The sequence below is a fragment of the Nocardia sp. Tas62D01 genome (assembly GCF_055232035.1).
In genome coordinates this window covers 2266939-2282569 of record NZ_JBUYUZ010000001.1, presented here as the reverse complement: position 1 = coordinate 2282569, position 15631 = coordinate 2266939, and the positions used below count along the sequence as shown (strand labels likewise).

The window sequence follows — 15631 nt, the reverse complement described above, 5'->3', positions numbered from 1 at the left end:
TTGAGAATCCGCTCCGGACAACGACACGGGCGGATCGACCACTAGGACCTGATCTTAACACCCAGGTCATAGGCTAGGTGGGCATGGTAAGGTCATGTATTCAGGTCCGCACCGTCACTCGACGATTCTCGCGGCAAATCTCGCCAGTAATCGAGGATCTATGAAAATCGGCGTTATTGCATCGTGCGCGCACCGCTCGCCACCGAAAAACTATGGACCGTGGGAACAAATCGCTTCGACCTTGACCGAGGGCTTCGTCGTCCGCGGTCACGATGTCACATTGTTCGCAACGGCGGACTCCGTGACATCGGCGCGGTTGGTCGCTCCGGTGCCGTCCGGGTACGAGGAGACGACCGACGCTGATGCGAAAGTAGCTGAGGCACTGCATAATTCGACCGCGTTCGAGCACGCGGGCGAGTTCGACGTGCTCGCCAACCACTTCGATTTCATGCCGCTGACCTACAGCCGCCTGGTATCGACCCCGATGATCACCACGATCCACGGCTTTTCCTCGCCGAAAATCGTGCCCGTTTATCGGGCCTTCGGCGATATCGCGCACTATGTCGCGATCAGTGACGCTGATCGCCACGCGGATCTGCGCTACGAGGCGACGATTCATCACGGAGTTGATTTATCGGAGTTCACATTTCGGCCGGAGTGCGGCGCGTATCTGCTCTTTCTGGGCAGAATCCACCCGGAAAAGGGCACGCATCTGGCGATCGAGGTGGCGCGGCTTGCCGGGCTGCCGTTGATCATCGCCGGTGTGATTCAGGACGAGGAGTACTTCCGCGCCGCGGTCGAGCCGCATCTCACCGGTTCGGCCGTGACCTACGTGGGTCCGGTGGGTCCGGCGCGGCGCGATGAACTGCTCGGTGGCGCGCGAGCGCTGCTGCACCTGATCGGTTTCGCCGAACCGTTTGGACTGTCGGTCATCGAATCCATGGCGACCGGCACGCCCGTCATCGCGACGCCATTGGGATCGATGCCGGAGATCGTCCGGCATGGTTCGACGGGCTTCCTCGTTGCCGATGTCCCCGCGGCGGTCGCGGCGGTCGCTGAGATCGGCACGCTCGATCGCCGGTTGTGCCGGGACGACGTAGAAGCACGCTTCAACGCGGATCGGATGATCGACGCCTATCTCACGCTGTTCGAGCGGATCACGCGACTGCCGAGGCGATTCGTCGGATCGGCCGTCCCGCCGCCTTCCGGGCAGTCGATCGGTTCGCCCGGGTTGTTCTCGCACGCCGGGATGTAATGGCGCTATCGGATTCCGGGTGTCGCGGGGTCGGGCCCGGCGCAGCCGACGACGAGGCAGCCGGGCGGCCAATTGGCGAACGGCGGTGCGGGGGCCTGCCCGAGGCAGAGCAGGGGGCCGCAATCGGGGTAGGCCATCGGGCCGATGCCGAGGGCGCCGAGGGTGACATCCGGGTTCGAGATCATCGGGTCGGTCATGCTGGTATCCGGTTGCGGCACATAGGGTCCCGGGTCGGCCAGCCTCGGTTCGCGGAAGGCTCCGGCGACGGCGCGCAGCACATCGTGCGGGAAGCTCACCAAGCTGCCCGGGATGGTCACTCCGGTCCAGCCGATTAGCAGACCGAGGCTCGGCACCATGTAGTTGTCTTGGCGCATCATGCCCGACATCTTCGCCGCATCCGCTGGTAGACCGGGGAATTCATTGCCGCAGCCCGGCCCGTTGACGACAAACAGGAATCCATAACACGGATGGGACGGCGACGATCGGGTCGCCTGCGCGAGATAATCGGAGGAGATGACCTGATCACCGTGCCACGCACCGCGATTCACGACCAGCAGTCCGAGCTTGGCGAAATCATCGGGTGGTAGAACGAGATGCGCGTAGCCGTAGGTGTTTCCGCTGCGATCCCGGCCCCAGAAGTAGTCGGTCTCGTGAATGCCCAACGGGTCGAACAGTTTCCGTTGGGCGAAGGACTGGAAATCCTCCCCGACGGCCTGCTGCACCACGTACGCGAGCAAATCGACGGCCCGCTGGCTGTATCGGTACACCGTGCCCTGTGGGCTTTCGATCGGCATGGCGAGCGCCTGCGCCACCACATTCGGATCGAGCTGCGCCAACCCGGTGATGCCCTCGGATGCCACCGCGACCTGCATGCCCGACGATTCGGTCAGCAGATTTCGGACCAGGATCGCGCGATGCGCGGCGTCACCGAGTCCGGGCGGCAGATAGGCGTCGATCGGGTCGTCCAGCCGCAGTCGCCGCTCGTCGATCGCGATCCCGGTGACCATCGAGACCACGCTCTTCGTGCTGCTCCACAGGTTCCACGGCACCGTGCCGGTCTGGGCATTCTTCGGCCCGGTGGCGATCAAACAGTTGTTCCGGAACACCTGGATATTCCGGCGCGTCGGGTCGGCGGCAAACGCCATCGCCCGCCCCAGCGCGTCCGCATCGATCCCTACCTCGTCGGGCGTCGCGGTCTGCGGTGTGCGCCCATCGGTGACCGCACACCGCTTCTGCTCGCCCGGCGCGGCATCGGCCGCGCCACCCGGCATCCCGACACCCTGAAACAGCGCGACGGTGGCGATCGAGGCAACCACAATTCTTTTCAGCGAACAAGACACAGGCACTCCAGCCACCAGGATCAGGTGAGGCCATCGTCTCGAACCGCACCGCGGATCACCAGACCACATTGCTGGGGGCCGCCCCAAAACTGTTCGCCGACAAGGCGCCGGCCAGGGCGGCGGCTGTGAATAATGCGACGGAATGTCAGCCCTGTTCGGTGGGGACGACTATCAGCTCGGCGACGTTTACTCGGCGCGGGGCGGCGACGGCGTAGGTGATTGCGTCGGCTATGTCGGCTGAGGTGAGGGTTTCCAGTTGGGAGCGCCATTCGGCCAGGCCGGCGCGTTGGGTGTTGTCGCGCATACCGTCGCCGAGTGCGGTGGTGACGAAGCCGGGTTCGATGTTTTTGACGCGGACGCCGCGGGAGCCGAATTCGGCTCGTAGGTTGCGGGTCAGGTGGGCTACGGCGGCTTTTGTCGCGTCGTAGACCCCGTAGCTGGGGAAGACGGTGTGGCCGCCGACGGAGCCGACGTGGACCAGGTCGGCGGGCTTGCCGTTGCTTGCGGCGGCGATCAGGTCGTCGATGAAAGCTCGTCCGGTGTAGAGCAATCCGGTGATGTTGGTGGCGACCATTTGGTCCCACTCGGCGGTGTGGGCGGATTCGAAGGGGGCCGAGCATGACGCCCGCGTTCGCGACGACGAGGTCGATGGGGCCGAATTCGGCTCGGACGGTAGCCGCGGCGTCGAGTACGGATTGCTGGAGGGCGACGTCGGTCTGGACGGCGATCGCGCCGGCGCCGATTTCGGCGGCTAGCTCTGCCGAGGCGGTCTTTGCGCCTGCCGAGGCGACCTTCGCGCCTTCGGCGGCGAGCCGTTGGGCGGTGGCGGCGCCGATTCCGCTGGACGCTCCGGTGACGACGGCCACGCGGCCTTCGAGGGTGTTTGTCATGACAACAACGATCGCGGGAGGTCACGGCCTCGTGCCAGGCTACCGCTTTCCTGGTAGTGGCACGGCCACCCAGGATGTGCGGTGCGCGCCTACGCTCGAGATCATGGACTCCGACAACCGACTCGGCGCCTTCCTGTGGGCACGGCGGGAACTGGTGCATCCCGAGGAATTCGGGATGCCGGGCGGTGGTCGACGGCGAGTGTCCGGGTTGCGGCGCGAGGAAGTCGCGATGCTGGCCGGGGTGAGATGTTTGTTACACACTCCTTCAGTGCTGTTTTCGGACTCCAGAGGCCAGACACGTCCAGTCGACAGGACCTTGATATCAGACACTGACTTCGTAGCCCAGCAGGTACGCCGAGCTGCGAAGACGAGGGATCACCGGCTACATTGACCTTCGCCCTGCTCCATCAATACCGACGCCTGGCTGTCTGCTGGGAACGCCGCACCGAGATCCACTGCGGGTTCTTGGATCAATGCCACTTAGCTTGACGTGTTTTCGCAGGTCATCGGCATGATTGCGATGTAGTGCCAGCTGGTTGGTCTGTGAGACTGGTTGGTGTGGAGCGTTTTTGGGCGTGTCGGTGCCGGATCGTGTCGGTGCTGGGGTTAGCGTCGCCGACGTGGTGGATGTGGGTGCGGTGTCGTTGATCGATCAGGTGTCGTTGGGTGTGTTGACCGCTGTGGTGGACCGTGATGCGGTGGAGATGGCGATTTCCGAGCACGGCAAGGCGCCCAAGCGTCGTGGTGGGACGTTGCCGCCGCATTTGGTGATGTATTTCGTGGTCGCGTTGGCGTTGTTCGCAGGTGTGGACTACGAGGGGGTGATGCGGAAACTGGTTGGGCCGCTGCGGCTTTGGCGTTGTTGGGATCCGAAGTGGAGTTTGCCGACCTCGGGTGGGATCACCCAGGCCCGGCAGCGGCTGGGGTTCGAGCCGATGAAAACACTGTTCGAGCGGATCGCGGTGCCGGTGGCGTCGCGGCTGACCCTGGACGCGTTCTACGCGCGACGCAGGCTGGTCTCGATTGATGGCATGGTGTTCGACGTGGCCGACACCGAGGCCAACGCAACGGAATTCGGTAAACCGAGCAAGGGAGTGTTGCCACAGGCACGGGTGGTGACGTTGACCGAATGCGGCTCGCATGTGAGCCTGGGCGCGGTGATCGGGCCGGTCGTGGGCAAGGGCACCGGTGAACGCACCGCGCGGCCGAACTGATCTGGTTACTCGAACCCGGCATGATGTTGGTGTGTGACCAGGGGTTCTACAGTTTCAAACTGTGGTGCCAGGGCGCCGACACCGACGCCGACCTGTTGTGGCGTCTCGGTGACATTATGGACCTGCCGATCGTGGACCGCCTCGGTGACGGCTCCTATGTGACACTGCTTTTCGCGCCCAAAACCCCGGCGAAAATGCGGGCCGAGCTGCTGGAGGCGGCCATAGCCGGGGAGGAGTTGGACTGGGACCGGACTCGTTTCGCCCGCGTCATCGAGTACGAGATCACCGACCGTGGCGAAGGCGGTGAGCTGATCTGCCTGCTCACCACCATCCTCGACCCGCACGAGGCACCCTCGCTGATCCTGGCCGAGGCCTATCACCAACGCTGGGAACACGAAGCCGCGAACAGGCAAATCAAGACGCAGCTCCGCGGCCCCGCCAAAACCCTGCGCTCGCAAACCCCGGACATGGTCCGCCAGGAAATATACGGATTCCTCATCGCCCACTACGCGATCTGCTCGCTGATCTGCCGGGCCGCGGTCGAGACCGGCATCGATCCCGACCGCGTGAAGTTCACCCAGACCGTCCGACTCGCCCGCGACACCATCGCAGGCCCGGACGGTTTTTCCCCTGACCGCCAACTCGAGCTCCACACCGAACTCGCCGAACAGATCACCGCAAAACGCCACCTCAACCCCCGCCGCCACCGCTCCTACCCCCGCGTCGTCAAACGCGCCAGACACAACAGCTTCCGAGTAAAACGCAAGGCAGACAAGGGAACCCGTCACACCGGACCCGCTACCATCCGGCTGGCCAACCAAAGCTGCATCACGCCGACACAACGACGACCATCCGCAAAACCGCCGGTCACAGCTCTATAGGGGGCGAGCTAAGCGGCATTGGTTCTTGGATCTCGGTGCGGGACTGATCTGTTGGCGCGGCACGGCACGGGCCAACCCCGTGAGGTCGATATTTGCATCGAGCGCGAAGTTCCGGGCGCTGAATCCGCAACGCCGGTATCCGATTCTGCTCACGTTGTTGGCGCAGCCGGGCACCGATGTCCTCGACGACGTGGTGCAGCTTGCTCCTCACGCTTCTGCTGTTGACATCCCGTGACAGGATCTATTGACGCTGGTGACGAATCCACAGAACGGCAGCTCGCCGAAAATCCAACGACGTTGCTGAACGGTGCTGCACGGCAGTCATTTTTCGCGTCGTATCCGTGGTGCAGTGAGAGACAACGTCAAATTGTCAGTGTGTAGGCGACATGAAAATGTGGGACGGTTTGTGGCGGCGGCGGGTGACTGTTGCCGTCGCTGGAACCGAAAGGAATTGGACCATGTCGATGGGGTGGGGCGCCGCGATCGCGCGCGACGGTAGGCACTTCCGTCCGATCGGAGTGCTCGGGGTCTGGGCGATCGTCCTGGTCGCGGGGGCTGCTGTCATGATGTTCGTCAGTGCGATCGTCGACTGGACGACCCTCGCGGACTTCGAGAAAAGCTGGGGACAGCCGACAGAGACACGCATGGGGTGGGGGTCCTACACCTGGGCCGGAATCGCCGAGCTACTCCTGCAGATCGGCGCGGGAATCGTCGTCATCATCTGGCTGTGGCGCGCGCGCCGCAACGCCGAAGCGATGTGCGCCGCACGGCATCGACGTTCTATTGGCTGGGTGATCGGCGGCTGGATCTGTCCGGTGGTCAACCTCTGGTTTCCGCACACGATCATGTCCGACGTGTGGCGCGCGAGCGACCCGCGAACGCCGCCGGATGTGGCGGATCTGCGTGGCCGTCCCAGCGGCGCGTGGGTTACAGCGTGGTGGCTTTTCTTACTGGCCGGCTGGGTACTCGCTTTTGTGGCGTTGGTCTTGAACCTACCGGAGTCCAGGACGGAAACCACCGGTGATTACGTCATATACGGGTATGCCCCGATTGGCGGGTTCGGTCTGATAGCAGTGGAACTGGTCCGTGCAGGCGTGCTCACGGCCTCGGCACTCTGCCTGGGAGCCGTGATCATCCAGGTACAACGCTGGCAGCAGGCTCGCGCGACTCACCACCCCAGCCGCCCGGGCATTGGTTCGGCACAGACGACTCACATCCCGGCGACCACACAGCCGCCGACTTCGCCGGCGGGCAGTGCTTCAGCGACTTCCGCGGTCACCGAGGCGCCCCAACCAACTCGTGGCCCAGTACCGTTCGGCAAGTCCGGCCTACCCGTCGCCGAGCCGTCCACGCAGCCCGGGTCACACACCCTGCCGTTGCGGGACCTCGACCCGTCGACGATCGGCCCGTACACGCTCGTCGGGCGACTCGGCTCCGACGTCGACGGCGACGTCTACCTCGGCCACGCCGACGACACGACGGTCACCATCCGGGCAGTGCACCCTGACCGCGCCACCGGTACCAGCGACCGCGACGAGCTTGCCCGTATATTCATCACGGCCCTAACCCTGCACAGCGACTTCACCCCGGCGGTCCTCGACGCAGACGCCGATGCCCCGCGACCGTGGATAGCAACCGAGTATCTCCCCGGACGATCACTCCACGACCTTGTCACCGAACGCGGACCGCTACCGCCACCGGCAGTCCAGAACATCGCCACCGGTATTGCGCACGCACTATCCGCCATCCACGATGCGGGCCTGACACATGGTGCCGTGACCCCGCATTCGGTGATCATCACCGAAACCGGTCTCCGCGTAACCGATTTCGGCATCCGGACGCCACACGCCAAGCTGTCGGCATTCACCGCGCCGGAACAACTCACCGGCGAACCGGGCGGACCGGCATCCGACGTGTTCTCCCTGGGCGGTGTGCTGGTTTACGCGCTCACCGGCCGCCCCCCGTTCGGAGACACGAACGCCGCGACACTGCTGCACCGTATGACAACCCAGCCACCCGATCTCACCGGCATACCCGAAACCAGGCTCCGTTTCGTCATCACCGGCTGCCTCACCGAACACCCAGGCACTCGACTCACCCCAGCACAAATACTCGGGCAGCTCGAACCCACAGCATCCCCGGTATCACCCCAACCACCGTCAACGCCGCCACCCTCGACGAACAGCACTGTCGCGCCCAGCCGCGTCAGGGGCGGCCGCGTCCTCACAATCGCCGTCGCGGCCTCCATAGCTGTCCTGGGGGCTATCGCCATCGCCGCCGTGGCGATCAGTCGATCCGACGAAACCGATCGATCCGCAAGCAACCCGGCGTCCACATCTGCAGAACCGTCGAAGCCATGGGGTGATTCGCAGTGGATCGCGGACATGTTTCCGAAATTGATCCCCACCACGCCGACGTCAACGGACGCGTACCGGGGCGTCAAGTGCCATAACGATAAGTACAGCGACATCAGAATCACGTGCGCCGACAGTTCGTCAAGCTTCACCATCAACTGCAGCCGTGGTCAGGACCTGCGCCAACAGGGCCCCGGAGCCACTCTCATCGAACGACTACAGCGTCAGTCCGGAACCGTCGGTCTCTCGTGGGGAATCTACAGCAATCTCATGATCTGGTTCGAAGACCCACCGCGCAGACAATGTTGGATAGGGTCCACCCGCAACTCAGGCCATTCGGATGAGGAACTTTTAGATTGGTGGCGGTCCGCGCCCCTGTAGCTTCGGGTCTATGGCACCTGGCCCCCAACCCGTGACGATTCAACATACAGAGATCGAGGTCCGGCCTCCCGTCAGCGTTCGTCTGCCTGGGGATCGCGCCGTAGTGATCGGCTTGGCGGACCGGGTGCTGGGCAACGGTGGACTGCGGACCTGGCGACTACGAGACTTCTCTATGTAGAGCAAAGGAGAGAGGGGCTGACGATCGCAGTGGTGCGCCGAGTGCTATCTGAACGTGTAGGTCGAAGTGGTGGTCCGCCCGCACCGTTCGCGCTCTTGACTTGGCGTCGGACACCTATGAAGTCCCGACGCCAGGCGGGATCATGTCAGTCCGCATCGGCTAGCGGATTGTCCGCAGCTCCTGCTGTGTGGAGTGTGGAGGGGGTACGACTCGCCGGGATGAGCGCCGACTATTACATCCGGCTCGAACAGGGACGCGACAAGTATCCGTCCGAGCAGGTTGTCGACGCGTTGGCGCGGGTGTTCTCTCTCGATGAGGTGGGTGTGGCGCATCTGCGTGAGCTGGCACGGCCGATCCCGCGGCGTAAGCGGGCGGCCCGACGGCCGGAGCGGGTCGGCCCCAGCCTGCTGCGACTGATGCGGGCATGGCCGCACACTCCGGCATTGGTGCTGGGCCGATATCTGGACGTGCTTGTTGCCAATCCGCTCGCCGCCGCCGTCAACTCGTGTTCGGTGCCCGGCGTCGACCAGGTCCGGATGATGTTTCTCAACCCGGAGGCCCGCAATATCTATCCGGACTGGCCGACCGTCGCCGCGGAGACCCTGGCCACCCTGCGCGCGTGCGCGGGCACCGATCTCGATGACCCGCGGCAGACCGAACTCGTCGGAGAATTGTCGTTGAAGAGCGACGATTTCCGTCGGCGCTGGGCCAGGCACGGCGTCCGAGGAAAGACCAACGGGATCAAACACTTCGCAATCCTCTAGTCGGCGAATTGGCACTGTCCTACGACACCTTCACCGTTAACGGCGCCCCCGGCCAGCTGCTCATCGTCTACCACCGGCGAACCCGGCTCGGACTCGGAGCGTTCGATAGCGTTGCTGAGCAGCATGATTGCTGCTCAAAGTCCCACTATCGTCGCTGGGTCCGACCAGGATTCGCACCACACGCCGGTTCGGGCAGACCGACCGCTGTCGTAACCAGCCGGGCTTATCCCCATTCCGCGGACGGCTAGGTGGAAATGCGGACCGATGCCTCGCATCGGCACGAATACCAGCGTGAAAAGTCCTGGCTGGTACTGCCATTGCCGTATAAGCGCAATTCGGTTGCCGAGGTGCATCCGGAGTTGGCTGGCTGATCGCGCCGCGTTCGTCGGTTGGCGGTGGCGGGCACGCGCTGCCGTCAGCTGATATCGCGGGCGGCGATGCCGTCGAGTACGCAGTCCAAACCGAAGGTGAAGCGCTGGTCGGGGGTGGTGTCTTCGGCTTCGGTGACGCGGCGGGCGAAGTAGGGGTAGGCGTTGCCGGCGATGACGTCGCGGATGTAGGGGGCGACGGCGGCGCGCCATTCGTCCTTGGTGTGGCCGGTGCGGCGTTGGGCCTGCGCTTGGGCAAGGTATTGGGTGACGGCGCCGAAGACGTAGGCGTGGACGGTGTCGACGATGGCGGCGGCGACGGTGATGTCGGGGGTCAGGGGGATGGCTGCGGCGAGTGCGATGTCTTGCAGGCGTAGGGAATTCGCGCCGAGGGTGGGCCGGCCGGTGAGTTCGGCGGCGAGCCAGGGGTGGCGGATCATGGTGGCGCGGATGTGGTTGGCCACGGCGGTGAGATCGGTGCGCCAGTCGCCGGACAGTCGCGGCGGTTCCGCTTCGCCGTAGACCGCGTCGATCATGAGATCCAGCAGGTCGTCGCGGCTGGCAACATAGCGGTAGAGCGAGGCGGTGCCGGATTCGAGTTCGGTGGCGATCCGGCGCATCGACACTGCGTCGGGTCCCTCGCTATCCGCGAGACCGATGGCGGTGCGGACGATCTGTTCCACGCCGGGGGCCTGGCGACGCGGGGTTCGCCGCTCCTTGGCCCACACCACAGCGGGGGTCTGCGCTGACTTCGCCACTATGTCCTCCTTCGGCACCAGCCGTTCTTGCGAACATCGTAGCAGTATGGATACGCTGTATCCGTATCGAATACACTGTAGCCATACAGGGAGTTGTCATGTCCCAGACCAAAGTTCCCGTGCTGATCGCGGGCGGCGGCTCGGTCGGCCTGTTCGCGGCACTGCTGCTCGCTCATCAAGGGGTGACCACGCACGTGGTGGAGGGCCAACCGGGTCCGTCGATCCACCCGCGCGCGACCGGGCTCGGCCCGCGCACCCTGGAATTCCTGCGTGAGCTGGGGCTGGCCGACGCGATCGACGCGGTGGCGGTCGATATGTCGGCGGGCAGTCTCGGCAAGATTTCCGCGGCGACCCTGGCGTCGCTCGAGCCGACCGACCTTCCGGGCGCCGCGCCCACCCGTGCGGGCTGGCCCGCCGAACGGGTCAGCCCGGCCACGATTCGCGGTACCTGCCCACAGCATCGACTCGACTCGGTCGTGCTGCCCGCCGCGCGGGAACGGGGCGCCACGGTTCGATATGGGACTCGGCTACTGTCCTTCGAGCAGGACGCCGACGGCGTCACCGCGCACCTGGACAACAGTGAGACGATCCGGGCGGACTACCTGATCGCGGCCGACGGTGTGCACAGCGGCGTGCGCAAGGCGCTCGGTATCGGCACGTCCGGCCCTGGGGCCCTGGGTAATCCGAAGATAAATATCCTCTTTCGCGCTGATCTGCGGCCGTACACGCAGGGGCGTTTCTTCGTGGCGTGCGACATCACCACCCCCGATGCGCCGGGCATGTTCGTGACCGTGGACGGCGCGAAAGAGTGGATCTTCCATACCGATTACCGTCCCGAGGACGGTCGGTCGGTCGATGACTTCACCCCTGAACGCTGCCGCGCGCTGATCCGCGCTGCCGTCGGTGACCCGGATCTCGAGGTCGAGGTGCTCAGTCGATTGTCCTGGCGTGCGCTAGGACTGGTCGCCGATCGCTTCCAGGACGGGCTGGTGTTCCTAGTCGGCGATGCCGCGCACGCCGTCCCACCGCTTGGTGCGTTCGGCCTGAACACCGGCGTCGCCGACGCGCACAACCTGGTATGGAAGCTGGCGGCGGTGCTGTCCGGACAGGCGGGTCCCGCGCTGCTCGACACCTATCAGGCCGAACGGCGACCGGTGGCGTCGACCACCTTGGAGCAGGCGCTGCTGCGTCTGAAAGCACCACGGCTGCACTGGGATTCCAGCACCGGGGCCGCCGTGGAACGCGCGGCGCTGGGGATGATCAACGCCCCCGTTGTGCACATGGGCTACCGCTACGACTCCACCGCCGTGATCGAGCCACTGTCACAACTGCCGTCCACCGAGGACATCGAGCTCGTGCTGGACGGCGCCCCCGGGTCTCGGCTGCCGCATGCCCTGGTCGAGCAGGACGGCAGGCGCGTGTCCACGCTCGACCTTGTGCACTCCCGGTTCGCCCTGTTTACCGGCAGCGAAGACTGGGTGCGTGCCGCGAAAGAGGTTGCCGACCGGCTGCGGCTCCCACTCGCGGCCATCGCGATCGATACGTCGAGCGACTGGTCCCATAAGGTCGGACTCGCCGAGGATGGCGCCGTGCTGGTGCGACCCGATCAGTTCATCGCGTGGCGGTCGCCGACCCTGGCCGCCGACCCGACGGACGATCTTGTCCGAGTGCTGGAGCAGGTACTCGCTCGGACCGTTTCCGCAGGGTAGGCAACACCGCTTCAGATCGGTCCGGATGCTCGCGGGGGAGACCCGTTCGGGCGCAATCACTTCCGCGACGCCAGCGGCTCGGCACGCGGCCGCCGTCGGGAACTGATCGGCGCCGCGGTCGCGGCCCGAGGACGCCGGGGTCGTTGGTGCATCCCACTGTGACGATCACATTGATGTCCAGGTCGGCGAGTCCGTCCAAGTTCCTCGCGGAGGCCGAACGCGGTCGCTACGCCGGACCCGCCCACATTACACTGGAGTTGTTCGCGCGCAACGCATTACGACCGGGGTTGAGCGCTGAACGAGCGGCCGACATCATGTATGCGATCACCACCTGCGACGTCTTCCGATCGCTCATCGAAGATCGGGGCTGGAGCGCGGCCGCCGCCGAATCCTGGGTCGCCGAAACCTTGGCGCAGGTGTTGCTCGCGCGCCAGCGGCTGCGCGGCCGAAAGTAACTGTGCTGAAGGAGGATTGCGTCAGTGGCCGGTGCAGGCCTGGAGTGCGGCGTCCTTGGTGACATTGAACTTATCGATGCTGGTGTTGAGGGTGTCGGTCGGCGCTCGCTGCGCGAGAGTGTCGGCGAGCCCGTTGGTGTCGTCGCGGTAGTTGCGTAGCGGAGTCGCGATGTCCGATGGCACCTCGTTGGTCACCTTCACCTCGACGTTGTGCGCATTGGCGTGCAGCGTGGTGACGGCGACATCGGCCTTGGCGTTCACATCGGGATCGTCGAGGCCGCGGTCGTTGCTCGCGTTGATGTAGTCGTTGAAGGAGTGCACCGAGTTGGTGTTCGCGGTGCGCAGCGCGGTACAGGCCGACCCGGTCGCCTGATCCGCCGCCGCCGCGCGCGAGGCCGATACCTCGGAGGTGTATGCGGCGAGGTCGGTCTGGTTGACCTCGGCGGTGCCGGCTACCTGCTTGGAGCAGGCGCCGATCGTGATGAGACCCACGGAAGTCGCGGCCATGGCGGCGGCCAGGCCCGCACGTTGTAGTCGACGCATCGTCGGATCCCTCTCTCCCCTCCGAGTTTCCGGCCGCTGGAGGTGGGAAGGAGGCCGGATCTTCCGACCGTACTTGCTGACGCCGGGCGACGTCAGCCAACTGCGCCGATATCGATGACGAACCGATACCGGGCGTGTCGCGGGCGCTACCGCGACCCGCACCGAGACCACTGGTCGTGTGGTCGCGGTGCGAGTCTTCCGCGTCAGCTCTGGCCGAGCATGGTGCGCATCGTGGCGATTTCCGCTTGCTGAGCGGAGATGATGGAGCTAGCCAATGCCTTCGCGTCGGGGTTGACGCCGTTGGCAAGTTCGGTGTTCGCCATCGCGATCGCGCCGTTGTGGTGGTCGATCATCATTTCCATCCACTGGCGATCGAAGTCGGCGCCGGATGCCGCCTGCAGCGCGTTCATCTGCTCAGGTGTCATCATGCCCGGCATGGACGGTGCGCTGGACATGCCCGGCATGCCCGCCATGCCCGGCATGTCATGCGCGCCCGGTGCGGGGGGTGCGGGCTTCCCGAAGCTCTGCAGCAGTGTGCTGATCTGCTGCATTTCCGGAGCCTGCGCCTTTTCGACGTTGGCGGCGAGGGTCAGCAGCGGTTGGTTCTGGCTGTGGCTCGGGACGAGCTTTGCCATATCGACGGCCTGCGCGTGATGCGGGTACATCATCTGCAGGAACGTCACATCGGCGTCATTGAAATCGGTTCGCGCCGCGGGCTTTCCGGGAGTGGCCGACATACTCGACGACGAGCCGTGATCCATGCCGGGCATGGAGCCGGGGTCGTTGCTACAGCCCGCGGCGAAAAGCGCTGCGGCGGTGCTGGTTGCGGCGATAGCGACGGTGATGCGGGTACGGGTGATGAACATGTCTGTGCTCCTGGGGAAGTGCGAATGACCGGGTGGACAGGGCAAGCCGCGACCGTGCTCGGTGGTACGGACGCGGTGGACATGTCAGATCCGCAGAATCGACAATTCGGCCAGTGACGGGACCGTCCATGGTGGTGCGCGTTCGCGCCTCGGCCGCTGGCCCCGCGGTGTCGAGACACCGCCGCCGGGCCGATCGACGGCGATTCGATAGAGCAGCACCAGCATCAGCGCGACAGCGACGGCGGTAAGGATGAATACGCACGCGTGCATGCCGCCGTGTGTGTTGCCGCATCCGTCACCGTCGCAATCCGTTCCGGTGGCTACGCCGTGATCGTCGGCGGGCATGGCCTGCACGACCTCGGACATCGCGTGATGGCCGCGCGGGGTGATCGCGAATACGCCCGCGTGCATCGCGACGATGCCGACCAGCAGCGCAAGCACGCCGAGCAACCGGGTGAGCCCGGATGCCCGCGGGGGTGCGTGCTGCTCGATCACGGCGCCCATTCTAGGTAATGCGGATCGAAGGATCGCGATACCCCCGGTCCGTATCGGTGTCGCATGCCTACGGCGCTGCGATATCGATGACCAGCCGGGTCGGGTTGGTGAGCGTGCTGACGGAGAAGGCGGGGCGTTCGGCGTTCACACCGATGAACGATTGGGTGGTGCCCTCGAAGACGTCGGTCCGGTAGACGCCCGCGATCCCGGGCACGCTGGGATCGGTCGCCGGGTCCGGTCCCGAATACGGCGTCACGCCACTGTCGAACGGGTACGCCGAGCCGGTGATCTGGACCTCGAGGATCGAGCGGCCCGCCACATCGATCACCTTGCCGCTGCCGTCCTGGATGGCTCGGTCGGCGTACTGCACGATCCAGCCGGGGGTGCCCGCTCCGCCGAACTCGTAGACCACGCGATCGAAACCGGGCTGGTGGCCGATTCGAATGCCGCTGACCGTGACGGCCGCGTCGTGCGACGGTGCGCCGCGCTTGGGCAGCGCGTCGTGCGGCGCGGCCGTGGACGAGTCGGTGAACGTGCTGGTGGTGGTCGTCACGGTGGTGGCGTTCAAGCCGGACCCACCGCCGCCACAACCCGCGACCAGCGCCGCCGTTGCGGCGACGAGCAGCACCATCCGGTTACGCATGTTGCTGATGTTACGCAGCGTTCCACACTTCGGTGGTGAACCGACACCCGGTGTGGTGAGTGCCGCGGGAGAGACCCAGCAGAGGCCTGCCGCTACGGGCCGCGGGGCATACCGGCGGTTCAACTCACCCTCGTCCGCAATGGCACTGTCCAACAAGCATGTTTCGGGAGCCGACGGGCGGTCGCTGTATTGGTTCGACGAGGACACCGCGATCCCGTCGGTGTCGCACTGCGTCGGGGAGTGTGCCGGAAAGTGGCCGGGGCTGACCGTGCGGCGCGATCAGATGGTGTACGCGGCAGGCGTCGACCGACAGCTGATCGGGTGCATCCAACGTGCCGACGGCGCATATCAAGTCACGCTCGGCGGTTGGCCGCTGTACTACTACGCGAATGACATGACGGCCGATGAGCTGCTGGGGCATGGCGTCGACAACCTGTGGTTCGCGGTGGCGCGGGACGGCGGCAGGGCGGTTTAGCGTCGAGTTGAATCTGCTTGTGCCACTGGATCTTACGGACATGGTCGCGCTGCCGTATGGGC

17 protein-coding genes and 1 pseudogene are annotated in these 15631 nt (G+C 65.3%); 10 read left to right on the top strand and 8 right to left on the bottom strand.

The annotated features are described in order from the left end of the window. Positions 1 to 280: 280 nt before the first annotated feature. Complete coding sequence (locus tag ACV7NQ_RS11215) at positions 281 to 1255, top strand: glycosyltransferase family 4 protein (protein WP_463359571.1); 975 nt, start codon at positions 281 to 283, stop codon at positions 1253 to 1255. 5 nt (positions 1256 to 1260) lie between these two features. On the opposite strand, the gene ACV7NQ_RS11210 is transcribed toward ACV7NQ_RS11215, so the two are convergent. Both ACV7NQ_RS11210 and ACV7NQ_RS11205 read right to left on the bottom strand, forming a co-directional pair. Beyond that, a complete protein-coding gene (locus tag ACV7NQ_RS11210; RefSeq protein WP_463359570.1) occupies positions 1261 to 2601 on the bottom strand; it encodes a serine hydrolase domain-containing protein in 1341 nt (446 codons plus the stop codon). Between the two features lie 139 nt (positions 2602 to 2740). Beyond that, positions 2741 to 3169, bottom strand: a complete 429-nt coding sequence (locus tag ACV7NQ_RS11205; protein ID WP_463359569.1) for an SDR family oxidoreductase — start codon at positions 3167 to 3169, stop codon at positions 2741 to 2743. On the opposite strand from ACV7NQ_RS11205, the gene ACV7NQ_RS11200 reads away from it, so the two are divergent. Further along, positions 3159 to 3350 (top strand): hypothetical protein, encoded by a 192-nt coding sequence (locus ACV7NQ_RS11200; RefSeq protein WP_463359568.1) that lies wholly within the window; start codon positions 3159 to 3161, stop codon positions 3348 to 3350. The genes ACV7NQ_RS11205 and ACV7NQ_RS11200 overlap by 11 nt on opposite strands. On the opposite strand, the pseudogene ACV7NQ_RS11195 reads toward ACV7NQ_RS11200, so the two are convergent. Then, a pseudogene (locus tag ACV7NQ_RS11195) lies at positions 3273 to 3485 on the bottom strand (SDR family NAD(P)-dependent oxidoreductase); the annotation flags it as partial. The gene ACV7NQ_RS11200 and the pseudogene ACV7NQ_RS11195 overlap by 78 nt on opposite strands. A 575-nt stretch (positions 3486 to 4060) precedes the next feature. Between ACV7NQ_RS11195 and ACV7NQ_RS11190 the strand changes: the two are divergent. The 5 genes from ACV7NQ_RS11190 to ACV7NQ_RS11170 all read left to right on the top strand — a co-directional run bounded on the left by ACV7NQ_RS11190 (position 4061) and on the right by ACV7NQ_RS11170 (position 9628). Next, complete coding sequence (locus ACV7NQ_RS11190; protein ID WP_463365625.1) at positions 4061 to 4699, top strand: transposase domain-containing protein; 639 nt, start codon at positions 4061 to 4063, stop codon at positions 4697 to 4699. Between the two features lie 20 nt (positions 4700 to 4719). Then, positions 4720 to 5580, top strand: a complete 861-nt coding sequence (locus ACV7NQ_RS11185; RefSeq protein WP_463359567.1) for a transposase — start codon at positions 4720 to 4722, stop codon at positions 5578 to 5580. Positions 5581 to 6038: 458 nt separating this feature from the next. Continuing rightward, complete coding sequence (locus ACV7NQ_RS11180) at positions 6039 to 8315, top strand: DUF4328 domain-containing protein (RefSeq protein ID WP_463359566.1); 2277 nt, start codon at positions 6039 to 6041, stop codon at positions 8313 to 8315. Positions 8316 to 8687: 372 nt separating this feature from the next. Continuing rightward, a complete protein-coding gene (locus tag ACV7NQ_RS11175) occupies positions 8688 to 9257 on the top strand; it encodes a helix-turn-helix transcriptional regulator (protein WP_463359565.1) in 570 nt (189 codons plus the stop codon). A 248-nt stretch (positions 9258 to 9505) separates the two neighbouring features. After that, positions 9506 to 9628, top strand: coding sequence for a hypothetical protein (locus tag ACV7NQ_RS11170; protein ID WP_463359564.1), 123 nt, complete (start codon positions 9506 to 9508; stop codon positions 9626 to 9628). A gap of 44 nt (positions 9629 to 9672) precedes the next feature. Here the strand turns inward: ACV7NQ_RS11170 and ACV7NQ_RS11165 are convergent, their stop codons facing one another. Then, a complete protein-coding gene (locus tag ACV7NQ_RS11165) occupies positions 9673 to 10383 on the bottom strand; it encodes a TetR/AcrR family transcriptional regulator (protein WP_463359563.1) in 711 nt (236 codons plus the stop codon). 98 nt (positions 10384 to 10481) lie between these two features. Between ACV7NQ_RS11165 and ACV7NQ_RS11160 the strand changes: the two genes are divergently transcribed. After that, positions 10482 to 12092, top strand: a complete 1611-nt coding sequence (locus ACV7NQ_RS11160; protein ID WP_463359562.1) for an FAD-dependent monooxygenase — start codon at positions 10482 to 10484, stop codon at positions 12090 to 12092. Positions 12093 to 12265: 173 nt separating this feature from the next. Beyond that, positions 12266 to 12547, top strand: coding sequence for a hypothetical protein (locus tag ACV7NQ_RS11155; protein ID WP_463359561.1), 282 nt, complete (start codon positions 12266 to 12268; stop codon positions 12545 to 12547). A 21-nt stretch (positions 12548 to 12568) separates the two neighbouring features. Here ACV7NQ_RS11155 and ACV7NQ_RS11150 read toward each other — a convergent pair whose 3' ends face one another. The 4 genes from ACV7NQ_RS11150 to ACV7NQ_RS11135 all read right to left on the bottom strand — a co-directional run bounded on the left by ACV7NQ_RS11150 (position 12569) and on the right by ACV7NQ_RS11135 (position 15094). Continuing rightward, the gene (locus ACV7NQ_RS11150; RefSeq protein WP_463359560.1) at positions 12569 to 13090 is read right to left on the bottom strand and encodes a hypothetical protein; all 522 of its coding nucleotides are present in this window, start codon (positions 13088 to 13090) and stop codon (positions 12569 to 12571) included. A 203-nt stretch (positions 13091 to 13293) separates the two neighbouring features. Next, positions 13294 to 13956: a DUF305 domain-containing protein gene (locus ACV7NQ_RS11145; protein ID WP_463359559.1), complete on the bottom strand. Its 663-nt coding sequence runs from the start codon at positions 13954 to 13956 to the stop codon at positions 13294 to 13296. A gap of 84 nt (positions 13957 to 14040) precedes the next feature. Further along, positions 14041 to 14451 (bottom strand): DUF6153 family protein, encoded by a 411-nt coding sequence (locus tag ACV7NQ_RS11140; protein ID WP_463359558.1) that lies wholly within the window; start codon positions 14449 to 14451, stop codon positions 14041 to 14043. A 67-nt stretch (positions 14452 to 14518) separates the two neighbouring features. Next, positions 14519 to 15094: an AMIN-like domain-containing (lipo)protein gene (locus ACV7NQ_RS11135; RefSeq protein ID WP_463359557.1), complete on the bottom strand. Its 576-nt coding sequence runs from the start codon at positions 15092 to 15094 to the stop codon at positions 14519 to 14521. A gap of 139 nt (positions 15095 to 15233) precedes the next feature. Between ACV7NQ_RS11135 and ACV7NQ_RS11130 the strand changes: the two genes are divergently transcribed. Then, positions 15234 to 15569, top strand: coding sequence for a COG4315 family predicted lipoprotein (locus tag ACV7NQ_RS11130; RefSeq protein ID WP_463359556.1), 336 nt, complete (start codon positions 15234 to 15236; stop codon positions 15567 to 15569). The last annotated feature ends 62 nt before the right edge of the window (positions 15570 to 15631 follow it).

Excerpts from the sequence above, each read along its gene's own strand:
- ACV7NQ_RS11155 (WP_463359561.1), top strand. The coding sequence starts at position 12,266 with ATGTCCAGGTCGGCGAGTCCGTCCAAGTTCCTCGCGGAGGCCGAACGC.
- ACV7NQ_RS11160 (WP_463359562.1), top strand. The coding sequence starts at position 10,482 with ATGTCCCAGACCAAAGTTCCCGTGCTGATCGCGGGCGGCGGCTCGGTC.
- ACV7NQ_RS11185 (WP_463359567.1), top strand. The coding sequence starts at position 4,720 with ATGATGTTGGTGTGTGACCAGGGGTTCTACAGTTTCAAACTGTGGTGC.
- ACV7NQ_RS11205 (WP_463359569.1), bottom strand. The coding sequence starts at position 3,169 with ATGGTCGCCACCAACATCACCGGATTGCTCTACACCGGACGAGCTTTC.
- ACV7NQ_RS11130 (WP_463359556.1), top strand. The coding sequence starts at position 15,234 with ATGGCACTGTCCAACAAGCATGTTTCGGGAGCCGACGGGCGGTCGCTG.
- ACV7NQ_RS11150 (WP_463359560.1), bottom strand. The coding sequence starts at position 13,090 with ATGCGTCGACTACAACGTGCGGGCCTGGCCGCCGCCATGGCCGCGACT.
- ACV7NQ_RS11145 (WP_463359559.1), bottom strand. The coding sequence starts at position 13,956 with ATGTTCATCACCCGTACCCGCATCACCGTCGCTATCGCCGCAACCAGC.
- ACV7NQ_RS11180 (WP_463359566.1), top strand. The coding sequence starts at position 6,039 with ATGTCGATGGGGTGGGGCGCCGCGATCGCGCGCGACGGTAGGCACTTC.
- ACV7NQ_RS11135 (WP_463359557.1), bottom strand. The coding sequence starts at position 15,094 with ATGCGTAACCGGATGGTGCTGCTCGTCGCCGCAACGGCGGCGCTGGTC.